The sequence below is a fragment of the Inquilinus sp. KBS0705 genome, from assembly GCA_005938025.2.
Taxonomy (GTDB): Bacteria; Bacteroidota; Bacteroidia; order Sphingobacteriales; family Sphingobacteriaceae; genus Mucilaginibacter.
Genome location: VCCI02000003.1, coordinates 369477 through 382109 on the forward strand (window position 1 = coordinate 369477; position 12633 = coordinate 382109).

Here is a 12633-nt window from a genome sequence, read left to right on the forward strand (position 1 = left end):
CCCCTACGCGGGTATTAGCTATTTTCTTTGTATGCTTCGTTTTTTTTAAGCGACTATTTTAAATTTAGTGTTAAAGTAGTGTAGTAAAACCCGCCAATGGCTGGGCCGCCTAAAAACGAATTATAATATTTATTGGTTAGGTTGGTAGCGCCTAATTTAACATTGAGGCCGGTAGCTGTAAAATCGTAATTTACCTGTGCATCTAAGGTGCTGTAAGCCGCTACATTGCCGTTCACTAAAAACGATTGCCAGTAAAACCCATTCTGAAATTTGTAAGTGGCATTAAACCCAAAATTACCTATAACCTGGTTGCCGCCGAACGAGAAATTGGTGATCCATTGCGGTGTGTTAAAGCCGTCTTCTAAGGCATCCTCGTTAGCGGTGCGCTGTAGTTTAGCGTAGGATGCATTACCTGATAGGATGTATTTTTTTAGCAGTTTTAACGACAAGCCTAAACTGCCACCTATGTTGTAAACCGTACTTTGCGAATTGGTCCAGGCGCGATACCGCGCCTGTTTGGTTTTATCATTAAGGTAATAGGGTATCGAATCGGCATTTTGGGTGTTGGGTACGTTTATCTCTATCTGCCCTATAAAGTTATTGTACCTGTTATAATAAAAATCGGCATCAACGCTTAGCTGTCCATCAAAAAGTAATGATTTATACCCCGCCTCAAACGAATTGATATGCTCGGGCTGCAAATAAGTGTAGGTGTTTTTTTTAAGTAGTCCTTTTTCTTTTTCGATAGCCGCATTGGTGCTTAGGCCATTGTTAAAATCGTTTTTAACAGCCGCCTGAAAAGCATCGATAGAAGTACGTATGTACGAATTTTCGAAAACCCCGCTTGATACCACTTTTAAACCGCCAACACGTTTTACCCCGCCGCTATTCACGTTTGAAAACGCCTCAAATATACTGGGGAAACGATACCCGCTTTGGTACGATACCCTAAAATTCTGTTCGATAACTGGTGAGTAAACAGCGGTAAAGCGTGGGTTTAGTTTTAGGCTAAAGTAATCGTTACGGTCGGCACGCAGGGTAGCGGTAAGCTTTAATTCGTTGTTAAAAAGCGATTTGCCAACCTGTACAAAGCCGCCGGTTTTGCTGTAGTTAATATTGTCGTACTCGTGCCCTTTTATGTAGTTAATAAAGTAATTACCATCGGGTTTAATAATGTAGGTGCGGTGGTCAAACCCGGCCAGCAGGTCAACGCCTGTACTGGCTTTAAACCCGGGCGATATGGCATTTGCAATATCTACCTGCCCCTCGGCATGTAAAAGGTTATCCTTTACCCGCAGGGCCGCGCCCACATCCCAGTTATTTATATCGGCCAGTTTGTTTAATACCGCTTTAAAAGCAGCGCTGCCGGGTTGGTAACGCCCTGCATCGGCAGCGGTGCGTGCCTGGTTTAAGGCTTGCTGTACGGTAGCCCCCGCAGTGCTTGCGCTATTAAAAGCATTGGTAAAATCGGCATACCAGTTGGCATCGCTTTTAAAATTACGGTCGATGTTTTCGCCGGCCGAGCGCAGGTTGTACGATTTGCCGGTGTTTTCGCTGGTTAAATAGGCCCGTACCTGGTAAATATTGTTTTTAAGCTCCAGCGCATGCTGCTGTAAAACGTAATTATCAAGCCTGAAACGGTTGGCGCGTTGGTAAATATTATCAAGCCCCGCATAACGGTAGGTGTAGGTTAATGTGGTTAGCGGGCTAAATTTATAGGCCAGGCCCGCATCGGCTTTAAAGTTATGCAGGTCATACGGGGTTACATACTTTTCGGCGTAGCCGGTACGTGCAACCGAGTATTGTTTGCCGCCCAGTATAATGTTTTTCCGGTCGGATGATTCGTTACCATAACCGTTAACCGGGTCGTAGCCGGGGTTGCTTGCGCCGCCTGGTATGCCTACGGCAAGGTTTGCTGCCGCGTTTAGGTCTTTGGTGTTATCGGCTATCCAATCGTAGCCCCTGGTATAAGTGCCGTTTATTTTAAAAGCGAATTTTGGCGATAATACCCGGGCCAGCCTAAAGCTGGTTTCTGAGAATAGCTTGGCGGATGTTTCGCTATCGCCTAAATGGTTTACCCCTGTTTTTTGCTGAAAACTGATGCCCTGGCTCATAAAAGGGTCTTTGGTGATAAAGTTAGCCAGCCCGTTTATAGCGTTTAACCCATACAGGGCCGATGCTGTACCGGGAATGATCTCTACACTTTCGATATCCAGGTCGCTTGGGCCTAAAGCATTGCCAATTGGTGCGCCAATATGCGGTGCCTGGTTATCAATGCCATCAACTAATTGCGTGAAGCGCACATTGGTGGTATTGGCAAAGCCCCGTGTATTAATAATGCGGAAACCTAAGCTTGGGGTAATTAACTGCACGCCCTTTACGTTTTCAAGCGCATCAAAAAACGAGGGGGAGGCTGATAGTTTAAACGCAGGGACGTTTACTTTTTCGATACTCACCGGCGACCGCAAAATACTTTCGCTAATGCGCGATGCTGACACCACAACCTCGCTAAGCGAACGGGTTTTGATGCTGTCCTTTTTTACAAGGGTGTCTTTGTGCACAGGCTTGTTGCTTTGGGCAAAAATGCTGCCGGCTATAAAAACAAAGAGGAGTAGCAGGATAAATTTTTTGATCATACAACAGTGGTAAGGTTATCGATATGCTTATAAATATATAACGATAATTTTAAATTATTACTAATCGGCCTTTATTATTGTAGTCGGCAAAAAGCAGTCGATAAAAAATACCGAGACGAATACTTGTTTTACTGGAATAATATTTTATATTAGTAAGTGAGTGGGTAGCGAAAAAAAGCGAAAAATTTGCGCTATGCGAACAAAAAAAGAGAATAATTTATAGCGGGAAGTGGAAGGTTTATAGCTAATATCTGGACAAGAGACGGTTTTTGCCAAAAAGGTTAGATCATCAATATTTAAAGACTGATAGCTGACTGGTTTTCTGCCAAAAACTCCCTGAACTTTTTATTGATGGCATGAAACTGGGCGACAACCTGGAGGCCCTTCTCAGTTACCTGTGCCGAGCCACCGCCTTTGCCACCCCTGTTCAAAATCAGTACCGGCGAACTGAATTGTAGGTTCATTTGGTTAACCATATCCCAGGCCTGCCTGTACGACATTTTCATCTGAACAGCCGCCTGCCTTAACGACCCCGACTGTTGTATACGCTCTAATAATTCTACACGGCCCTTACCCAACAGCTTGCCATTTGCGGTCTCTAACCATATGCGGCCGTTTAATGCGAATGAATTATCCATTTATAAACATTTATAGCGTAAATATACTTTAATGTTTAAATCTGTTTACATACTTACATTGTTATCGTATATAAGGTACACCCAATTAAAAACATGGATATAACCGCAGTAACGCTTGTTTTTCCGCATCAGTTGTATAAAAATCACCCGGCTATCAAACAAGGCAGGGAGGTTTACCTGGTAGAAGAAGAACTGTTTTTTAACCAATACGCTTTCAACAAAAAGAAGCTGATACTGCACCGGGCATCCATGAAAAGCTATGCCGCGCAATTAGTAGCTGATAACGTGGTTGTTAAGTATATTGAGGCTACTACACCCTTATGTGACGTGCGCCAATTGATACCTTATTTAGCCCAACTGGGTGTAAAAACCATCCACTATACCCACGTCGCCGATGATTGGCTGGAGCGCAGAATAGTAACAAAAAGCGCAGAAAATAACATTGCATTGGCTAAGTATAACAGCCCCAATTTTTTAAACAGCGCCGACGAGGTTGCCCCATATTTTGATGGCCGTAAAACATACTTTCAAACCGACTTTTACATCGCCCAGCGTAAACAGCGTAATATACTATTAGAAGCAAATGGGCAACCAATAGGTGGAAAATGGACCTATGACAGCGAAAACCGCTTACGTTTTCCCAAAAATGAAGTAGTGCCACTGCTGGAAGTCCCTCCAAAAAATGAATATGTAGTGGAGGCAGAGGCCTGGGTAGAAAAGCATTATATGGGTAATTATGGCACTACAAGTTCGCCTTTTGGCAATTTGGGGGGCTTTTACCCCGTTAATTTTACAGAGGCCGAAAAATGGCTGGATGACTTTTTGGAACAGCGGTTTCAAAGCTTCGGTATATATGAAGATGCAATGGTGACCGGACAAAGCTTTCTATACCATTCGGTACTTACACCTATGCTAAACATTGGTCTGCTTAGCCCTAAGCAAATAATTGATAAAGCGATTGATTTTGCTGCCGACAGGGATATACCGCTAAATTCATTAGAAGGATTTGTGAGGCAGGTTATGGGCTGGCGCGAGTTTATTCATATAGTATATGAACGCGAGGGAGTTAAACAGCGCACTAAAAACTATTGGGGCTTTAGCCGCAAGATACCGTACCTGTTTTGGGAGGGAAAAACAGGTATAACCCCGGTTGATGAGGTGATCAAAAAGGTATTGCAAACCGGTTATTCGCACCATATTGAGCGATTAATGGTGATGGGGAATTTTATGCTGCTTTGCGAATTTGACCCGCACCACGTTTACCGCTGGTTTATGGAAATGTATATTGATGCTTACGATTGGGTGATGGTACCCAATACCTACGGCATGACGCAATTTGCCGATGGCGGTTTGATGATGACCAAGCCTTACATAAGCAGTAGCAACTATTTAATGAAAATGGGCAATTGGGCAAAAGGTCCTTGGCAGGATACCTGGGATGGCCTTTTTTGGCGATTTATGCATGTACACCGTAACTTTTTTTTACAAAACCCACGATTGGGTATGCTGATAAAAACATTTGATAAAATGCCCGCTGAAAAACGGAATAAGCATTTGGCTAACGCCGAAAGGTTTTTGATGAGCATGGACGATGCAAATAAATAACGCCGACCAAATGTAGATTTAACTGTTTTATAGGGTTTTAATAAGTATTATTGTGTACCTAAACCCAAATACATGAAATTTTATATCGAAATCTGGAAAGCAAAACAAGCATGGCTTGACCTGAGTATTGAGCAGCGTGGCGCATATATGGCTCAGCTTGGGCCATCAATACAACAACTGGCCGAGCAGGGCGTAGAAATCATTACCTGGGCAGATAACGATGCCGATACCTTTAAGCGCGTTGATTACGATTTCTTCGCGATATGGAAATTTCCGACTGATGGGCTGGCAAAGGCCTTTGAAGACCTCGTAAACGGTGCCGGATGGTACAACTACTTCGACCAATTGAACATTAAAGGCAATGCAGGTGGCCCCGAAGAAATAATTGGTAAGATGATAAACCTGTAATAAGAATAAAAATATTAATAATAAGCTTTCAAAAAGTTTTGAAAGTTTGAAAAGATATTTACATTTGTACATGGAATTAGCGGAAGCAAAATTAAAGTTTATTGAAGCATGGGGTAGGCTTGGGTCTGAATGGGGCATAAACCGTACCATGGCCCAGGTTCATGCACTGCTATTGGTTAGCCCGCAAGAACTTACCACCGAAGAGATAATGGAGCAATTAAGCATATCAAGGGGGAACGCTAATATGACGCTCCGCGACTTGATAAGCTGGGGGCTTGTACAAAAACAGCATAAGGCAGGCGAGCGTAAAGAATACTTTTTTGCAGATAAAGATACCTGGAACATAGCTCGCCAGGTTGCTAAAGAACGCCGTAAACGTGAACTTGACCCGGTTTTAAAAATATTAGACGAGTTGGCACAGGTAAAAGGTGATAGTAAAGACCCTGCTTATAAAACATTTAATAAGTCGGTTACTGATATTAATAAATTGGCAAAAAATGTAGATCGTACTTTAGAAACCATGCTTAAAGCCGAAGAGAACTGGTTTTGGGGCTCTATTTTTAAAATCTTCAAGTAAGATTTTTTTTACTTATTATTTTCATAAATTATTGAAAATTCAAAAAAATAAAATAATGGCAACTTTAAACAATCACCTTATATTATTTGATGCCGAATGCCCGATGTGCAAGTTGTATACCAGTGCTTTTGTACATACCGGCCTTTTAAACAAAGATGGCCGCGCACCTTACCAGCAACTGACCCCTGATGCCTGCCCTATGGTAGACCGGCAACGAGCAGTTAATGAAATTGCATTAATAAACCAGGAAACAGGCGAGGTGAGCTATGGTATTAACAGTTTATTTAAGGTAATTGGCGCGGCAATGCCTTGGTTTAAGCCGTTGTTTGAGTTTGCACCATTTGTATGGTTTATGACAAAGGTATATGCCTTTATATCATACAATCGCCGGGTTATTATCCCAACAGCAACCGATACGTACCAATATCAGCCCGAATTTAAGTTAAAGTACCGCCTGGCCTACTTAATATTTACCTGGGCGATAACCTCTGTAGTGCTTACCAGATACGCTGTATTGCTTGGTGGCATTATGCCGGTAGGCAATTTGTACAGGGAGTTTTTAATATGTGGTGGCCAGGTATTTTTTCAGGGTGGCATCATCAGTATGTTTAACAAATCCAAGCGCTGGGAATATGTTGGCAATATGATGACCATATCTTTTGCCGGCGCGTTACTACTGTTGCCGGTAGTTTTATTGGCGGGTGTAATAGGGCAGTATCCGGTAGTTTATGCCAGCTATTTTATGCTGGTAGCTGGGCTAATGTTTTTAGAACATATACGCCGTAGCAAATTATTGCACATTGGCTGGGCATTAACCATTAGCTGGGCAAGCTACCGTGTAATTATACTATTGGCTATAATTTATATATAACATGAAAACGTATAAAAAAATAATTCTGGCAGGTGGTAATGGGTATTTAGGTACCGTACTTGCCGCTTATTATAAAGACAAAGCCGAGGATATTATCATACTTAGCCGTAAACCTAAAAATGCCGAAGGTAATATACATACGCTACTTTGGGATGGCCAAAAAGAAGGCCAGTGGGTAAAAGAATTAGAAGGGGCCGATTTATTGATAAACCTTTGCGGTAAAAATGTGAATTGCCGCTACACATCAAAAAACCGCGAAGAAATAGTTGGCTCAAGGGTACAACCCACAGTATTATTGGGGCGAGTGATTGATGGCTTAATTGAGCCGCCTGCCTTATGGATAAACGTGACCTCTGCAACCATTTATCGCCACGCCGAAGACTGCCCGCAGGATGAAGATAATGGAGAAATAGGCTATGGGTTTTCTATAGACGTGTGTAAACAATGGGAAAAAGTATTTTTTGACATAGACACGCCGCACACACGCAAAGTAGCGCTGCGTATGGGTATTGTTTTGGGCGGTAGGGACGGTGCTTTCCCGCGGTTGCTTAATCTGGTAAAGTTGGGTATGGGCGGCAAACAAGGTAACGGCAACCAATATGTATCATGGGTGCACGAGCAGGATGCCGCCCGTTGCACCGAGTGGATATTACAGCATCCGCCCATTAAAGGAGTGGTTAATTGCACAGCGCCAAACGCTATTAAAAACAAGGATTTTATGAGCACGCTTCGCGAGGCATATGGTATTCCTTTCGGTTTATCCGCACCAGCATGGATGCTTGAAATTGGCGCATTTTTTATAGGTACCGAAACCGAATTGATATTAAAAAGCCGTTGGGTTGCCCCAAAAAGAATGCTTGATAGTGGCTATCAGTTTTTATTTAAGGATGCCGGATATGCCATACGGGATATATTAAGCACCAAAATATAATAACCAACTATGAAACCTACCGAAGCACAATTGAAAGGAAAAATAAAAAGATGGATCATTTTTTTGATAATAGGCCTGGTATTAAGCGGTGTAACTGCTTTTCCGATAGAGAGTGAACTAACTATCGCTGTAAATCATCTATCTATATTTTCGCCGGTGATGCAGCATTGGTTAAGTGTTATTTATCATGCCGTAAAAACCACTAATACCCAATATCCATACTTAAGTTATGGCACCGATTGGCTGGCTTTTGCACATATTATAATAGCTATGGTGTTTATAGGCCCCCTGCGCGACCCTGTCAGAAATATATGGGTACTACAATTTGGCATGATCGCTTGTGTACTAATCTTCCCGCTGGCCATTATAGCGGGGCCAATCAGGCATATCCCTTGGTTTTGGCAACTGGTAGATTGTTCTTTCGGAGTTATAGGTATTATTCCCTTAAATATAGTCTACTGTTGCACCAAAAAATTAGAATTTATTCAAACAAATAACCACCTTTAATAACCTTATCATGAATAAACTATTTACATCTGAAAACAAAGGGTTTATAATACCAAACATATTTTGTTTAGTAATAATAGGGATTACTAAGTACTTATTTTCCATTCCGTATGGAAAAGACAATGGGGGCATTCTTATTTTTTCTGAATTTATTATAGTCCCATTTTTATTAGGACTTCTTAGCGCTTGGTTTTGGAAAGACATCTCTTTGACTCGAAGAAACCTTATTTCATATTCATTTGTAAATAGTATTGTAGCTATGGCTTTGAGCATGATTTTTTTAGGAGAAGGTGTTATTTGCCTTCTAATAGTTAGCCCTTTACTAATTGTTTTTGTTATATCAGGCACTTTTGCCGGTAGGGCTATTTTTAAAAAGAACAATCAAACACTCAACGTAAGCATATTTGCTATGCTGGCGGTAATATTTGTATGGGACACCCTGTCTACCCACAACTATACTAACATGGTTGCCGACACCGTGGTAATAAAAGCCCCACCTGCCAAAGTTTGGCAAAATGTAGTGGCCTACAAGCGTAATGGGAATAAGAATAAGTATTGGCTGTTTAAAATAGGGATGCCCAGCCCGATAGAATCAACCGCAGGGGGTTACTATGTGGGTGCCAGCCGCAAATGTATATTTAGTAATGGTTATGTGTTCGATGAAAAGATAGTAACCTACGAAGAGAATAAAAACTTGACCTTTGATATTACCAACCAACCGCGCGACCCGGAGATAATGGGGCATATTGATATTCAACGTGGCCAATTTTTATTAAAAGATAACGGCGATGGTACTACCATGCTAACCGGCAATAGTTGGTATAAGTTATATGTGTTCCCGGTTTGGTATTATGATATTTGGGCCGAAAGCATTACTCGTAATGTACACCTGCGGGTGATGGAACATATAAAAGAATTGAGTGAAGCAAAATAAATGTTTGGATTTGTTGTAAAGCATCTTGGGTTTTTTAAATATATACCAGGCCTTGCGTTAGTATTTGATGCCTGGCTGGCATGTTGGAGCGCTATATCCCATCCCCAATTATTAGATTGGATAGATGAAATAGAAGCTGAAGTTTTAAGATGGCCAAATACTACAGCAACAACTCACAAATACGGCGGCCTGCAACTAAATTATGGGAAAACCGAGCTTGGGCATATACACAGCAATGGATTGCTGGATATGCTGCTAAGCCGCAAAACCAAGCGCGAGTTGATGTTGAGATATGATAGGGTTCACGATCATCATTCTTTCAAAAAAACAGGATGGATTAGCTTTTACATGACCTGGCCAGAGGATAAAATACTGGTAATTGAATTTTTGAGATTGGCTCACCAACAAAAAGCCAATAGGACATAATAAAGAAGCCTGTACATTAATCATGTACAGGCTTCTTTTAATATAAGTTGTTATTAGTTACGTGGTATGGCTGTACCTTTTATTTGATACTCTTTTGGCGGTGTTGCGCCTAAAAGGTTCTTTACAAAATAATCCCATCTGCGGCGCATCATATAAGGCGAGTACTGGCCGTAGCCATGTGCGCTGTTAGGAAATATCACCAGGTCGTAATCCTTATTGGCTTTTTCAAGGGCTTCAACAACAAGCAGGGTGTTGTATGGCGGTACGTTATTGTCAAGCATACCATGGGCAAGCATTAGTTTGCCTTTAAGGTTTTTAGCATAGGTTTGGTTAGCATGGGCTTCATAGTCGGAATTTTCTGCTAAACCGTCGTAGCGTTCGCCCCAATCATCCTCGTAATTGCGGTTATCATGGTTGCCAGATTCGGATATCCCCACTTTAAAGAAGTCAGGATAACGGAACATTGCCGCAGCGGTTGCAAAGCCACCGCCCGAGTGGCCCCATATACCCACACGGGTGGTATCGATAGGGTATTTTTGCGCTAACTGCCTAATGGCCGTCACCTGATCGGGCAGCGTGTTTTCAGACATGTTACCATAGCTCATATCATGGAAACTTTTTGAGCGGCTTGGGTTGCTTGTACCCTCTATCAATACTACAATAAAGCCCAGTTCGGCTAATGCCTGATTGTCACCGCGCGATGCAGTGAAGTTAAAGCTACCTACACTTCCGCCCTGCGGGCCGGGATATATGTAATCAATAACCGGGTATTTTACATTGGGGTCCATTTTTGTTGGTGTAAATACCAGGCCATAAATATCGGTAGTACCATCATGCGCTTTTACCGATACTTCGGCGGGAGCTTTCCAGCCGGTAGCAGCCAATCGCGATACATCGGTTTTCTCCAGGTTGGTTATCAGCTTGCCACTCATATCACGTAAAACGGTAACTGGGGGCATATCTGTTTTTGAATAAGTGTCAACAAAATAATTCTGCGATGGCGATAAGCTAACCTGGTGCGATCCGGATTCGGGCGTGAGCAGGGTTAAACCTTTGCCATTAAAGCCAATTTTGTAAAAGTAAGAATGATAAGGATTGCCCGGCTCGCGGCCATCGGCTAAAAAGTATAGTTCGCGTTTTTTCTCATCAACTTTCACTAAGCGGGTTACTACCCAGTCGCCTTTGGTGATTTGATTTTTTAATTTACCGGTGATAGCATCATATAAATACATATGGCCCCAGTTGTCGCGCTCAGAGTACCATAATATTTCTTTTGAGGCGGGTAAATATCGCCAGTTAATAGCATCACGACCCGATTCGAATTGAGTTTTTACAGTTTCTTCAAATACCTCACGTACAGAACCTGTAGTAGCATTAGCTATACGGAATTTCTCGTTCTTGTGATCGCGTGAGGTTGATAGGAAGGCTAATTCGCTGCCATCTTTGTTCCAGTCGTTATCATCAAAAGTGCCGCTGCTGGCAATATCATCGCTTAATGTAGCGCGGTGTTGGTCTGCAGGTATTTGCAGGCGCACAACTTTAGGATTTTCCACATCTATAATAACCCTTTCTATCATGGTTACATTTTTATCGCCGGGTAAAGGGTATTTCCAGGCTTTAAGGGTTGGTTTGCCTACGTTGGTAGTAACCAGGTACATATCGCTGCTTTTGCGCTGGTCTTGCTGAAAAGTTGATATCTTTTTTGAATCGGGCGACCATCTTAAAATAGGGCCATCGCTTGATGTCCAGCCGGCGTTATCTGTTGCATAGCCATAGTCTTTAACCCCGTCAGTAGTTAGCTGGGTTTGTTTGCCTGTTGCTACATCGCGTACCCAAAGGTTATAATTTTTTATAAAGGCTGCTTTACTACCATCGGGCGAAAGCACTTCAAGGCCGCCACCACGGCGCCTACCCTGCATACCACCTTTTACTGCTGCAGATTTTGTGGTATCAGCAATAACTTGGCCCGATGTGGCATCATATTTCCATTGCTTTCCATCCGCTGTAAAAACTATTGATTTGCCATCGGTCGAAAAGTTGCTTATGGTTAAGGGTAATTTATTAGCATCGTACTTAGTGCCGCTGGCCGTTGAAAGTGCCGCAGCCAGTTTAGCATGATCAAATGCCAATGAGCGTGTTTTTTTGGCGGGATCTACCAAAATAAATTCGGTTCCTTGCGCGGTTTTTACGCTATACCAAAATTTATCGCCGGGCAACCAGTTGGGGTAAACGCCGGCCCTGTCGATATACGGCGAAGTACTGTACGACATGAAGCTTTCGGCTCGCTCATAATCTTTGGCTGTTAGCGTTTTTGCCTGCTGAGCCTGGGCGGTAAGCGCAATGGTAAAAGCGCCTAAGATGAGTAAATATTTATTCATGATGAGATCAGTGTTTTAAAACACTAATCTAAAATAAAATAACTGTTTTTAAGGGCCGCACCTGCTTGGTATAACGATTGTTACAGAATAGACGTGCTGTATGCACTTAAAAGGCTGCATCTATCTTACCGTATGTTTTTGCGTATGCGGCTTAATGATGTAGGTGTAACACCAATAAACGATGCCAGGTATTTTTGCGGTATTTTTTGCAGATAAGGGGGCTTGCTTAACAGGTCGAGATAGCGCTGCTCTGCCGAATCGCGTTGCAGTGCGGTAAAACGGTCTATCAAATTTAATACCGCATCTTCCCAAAAACGGCGCATCATCTCCTGCATTTTGGGGTGGGTTTCATATAGTTTTAATAGTTCGGTTTTGGGTAAGTACAGTATTTCGCTGTCTTCAATGGCTTGCAGGTAGTACTTGGATGGTTGCTGGCTTATAAAGCTATAGATATCAATAGCCGAGGAATTGTTAAACGCGAACCATACCGATATTTCGATGTCATCATCAAGGTAGTATAGCCTCAGGCATCCGCTTTGTACAAAAACCAGGTCGTTACATATTTCACCCTCATGTAACAGGTATTCGTTCTTGCTTAATTTCCGCGACCGAAAACGGCCTACTATATCGCTCAGCTCAACTTCATCAAGGCTAACATAGTTGTTAATAAAGCTTTTTAGTTCGGCGGTCATTCAAATGTATTTGCTGCTAATTTCAATAAA

12 protein-coding genes are annotated in these 12633 nt (G+C 42.3%); 8 read left to right on the top strand and 4 right to left on the bottom strand.

What is annotated here, in order from left to right:
* Positions 1-53: 53 nt before the first annotated feature.
* Together FFF34_015950 and FFF34_015955 are read right to left on the bottom strand one after the other, a co-directional pair.
* Positions 54-2468 carry a TonB-dependent receptor gene (locus tag FFF34_015950; protein ID TSD64187.1) on the bottom strand — a complete coding sequence of 805 codons (2415 nt, stop codon included), beginning with the start codon at positions 2466-2468 and terminating at the stop codon, positions 54-56.
* Positions 2469-2932: 464 nt separating this feature from the next.
* Positions 2933-3274: a LysR family transcriptional regulator gene (locus FFF34_015955; protein TSD64047.1), complete on the bottom strand. Its 342-nt coding sequence runs from the start codon at positions 3272-3274 to the stop codon at positions 2933-2935.
* Between the two features lie 99 nt (positions 3275-3373).
* Between FFF34_015955 and FFF34_015960 the strand changes: the two genes are divergently transcribed.
* From FFF34_015960 to FFF34_015995, 8 genes are all read left to right on the top strand, one after another.
* Entirely contained in the window at positions 3374-4879 is a 1506-nt protein-coding gene (locus FFF34_015960) for a cryptochrome/photolyase family protein (protein ID TSD64188.1), read from the top strand.
* Positions 4880-4951: 72 nt separating this feature from the next.
* Complete coding sequence (locus FFF34_015965; protein ID TSD64048.1) at positions 4952-5287, top strand: hypothetical protein; 336 nt, start codon at positions 4952-4954, stop codon at positions 5285-5287.
* A gap of 70 nt (positions 5288-5357) precedes the next feature.
* Positions 5358-5864, top strand: a complete 507-nt coding sequence (locus tag FFF34_015970) for a transcriptional regulator (protein TSD64049.1) — start codon at positions 5358-5360, stop codon at positions 5862-5864.
* Between the two features lie 55 nt (positions 5865-5919).
* Positions 5920-6735 (top strand): DUF393 domain-containing protein, encoded by an 816-nt coding sequence (locus tag FFF34_015975; GenBank protein ID TSD64050.1) that lies wholly within the window; start codon positions 5920-5922, stop codon positions 6733-6735.
* A gap of 1 nt (position 6736) precedes the next feature.
* Positions 6737-7666 carry a TIGR01777 family protein gene (locus tag FFF34_015980; GenBank protein ID TSD64051.1) on the top strand — a complete coding sequence of 310 codons (930 nt, stop codon included), beginning with the start codon at positions 6737-6739 and terminating at the stop codon, positions 7664-7666.
* A gap of 9 nt (positions 7667-7675) precedes the next feature.
* Complete coding sequence (locus FFF34_015985) at positions 7676-8173, top strand: hypothetical protein (protein TSD64052.1); 498 nt, start codon at positions 7676-7678, stop codon at positions 8171-8173.
* 7 nt (positions 8174-8180) lie between these two features.
* On the top strand, positions 8181-9107 hold the full coding sequence (locus tag FFF34_015990; GenBank protein TSD64053.1) for a hypothetical protein: 927 nt from the start codon (positions 8181-8183) through the stop codon (positions 9105-9107).
* Positions 9108-9533 (top strand): hypothetical protein, encoded by a 426-nt coding sequence (locus FFF34_015995; GenBank protein TSD64054.1) that lies wholly within the window; start codon positions 9108-9110, stop codon positions 9531-9533. It begins immediately after the preceding gene.
* Between the two features lie 53 nt (positions 9534-9586).
* On the opposite strand, the gene FFF34_016000 is transcribed toward FFF34_015995, so the two are convergent.
* Both FFF34_016000 and FFF34_016005 read right to left on the bottom strand, forming a co-directional pair.
* Positions 9587-11911, bottom strand: coding sequence for a prolyl oligopeptidase family serine peptidase (locus FFF34_016000; GenBank protein TSD64055.1), 2325 nt, complete (start codon positions 11909-11911; stop codon positions 9587-9589).
* A gap of 125 nt (positions 11912-12036) precedes the next feature.
* Positions 12037-12603: a Crp/Fnr family transcriptional regulator gene (locus tag FFF34_016005; protein TSD64056.1), complete on the bottom strand. Its 567-nt coding sequence runs from the start codon at positions 12601-12603 to the stop codon at positions 12037-12039.
* Between the last annotated feature and the right edge of the window lie 30 nt (positions 12604-12633).

Excerpts from the sequence above, each read along its gene's own strand:
- FFF34_015955 (TSD64047.1), bottom strand. The coding sequence starts at position 3,274 with ATGGATAATTCATTCGCATTAAACGGCCGCATATGGTTAGAGACCGCA.
- FFF34_015965 (TSD64048.1), top strand. The coding sequence starts at position 4,952 with ATGAAATTTTATATCGAAATCTGGAAAGCAAAACAAGCATGGCTTGAC.
- FFF34_015970 (TSD64049.1), top strand. The coding sequence starts at position 5,358 with ATGGAATTAGCGGAAGCAAAATTAAAGTTTATTGAAGCATGGGGTAGG.
- FFF34_015975 (TSD64050.1), top strand. The coding sequence starts at position 5,920 with ATGGCAACTTTAAACAATCACCTTATATTATTTGATGCCGAATGCCCG.
- FFF34_015980 (TSD64051.1), top strand. The coding sequence starts at position 6,737 with ATGAAAACGTATAAAAAAATAATTCTGGCAGGTGGTAATGGGTATTTA.
- FFF34_015985 (TSD64052.1), top strand. The coding sequence starts at position 7,676 with ATGAAACCTACCGAAGCACAATTGAAAGGAAAAATAAAAAGATGGATC.
- FFF34_015995 (TSD64054.1), top strand. The coding sequence starts at position 9,108 with ATGTTTGGATTTGTTGTAAAGCATCTTGGGTTTTTTAAATATATACCA.
- FFF34_016000 (TSD64055.1), bottom strand. The coding sequence starts at position 11,911 with ATGAATAAATATTTACTCATCTTAGGCGCTTTTACCATTGCGCTTACC.
- FFF34_016005 (TSD64056.1), bottom strand. The coding sequence starts at position 12,603 with ATGACCGCCGAACTAAAAAGCTTTATTAACAACTATGTTAGCCTTGAT.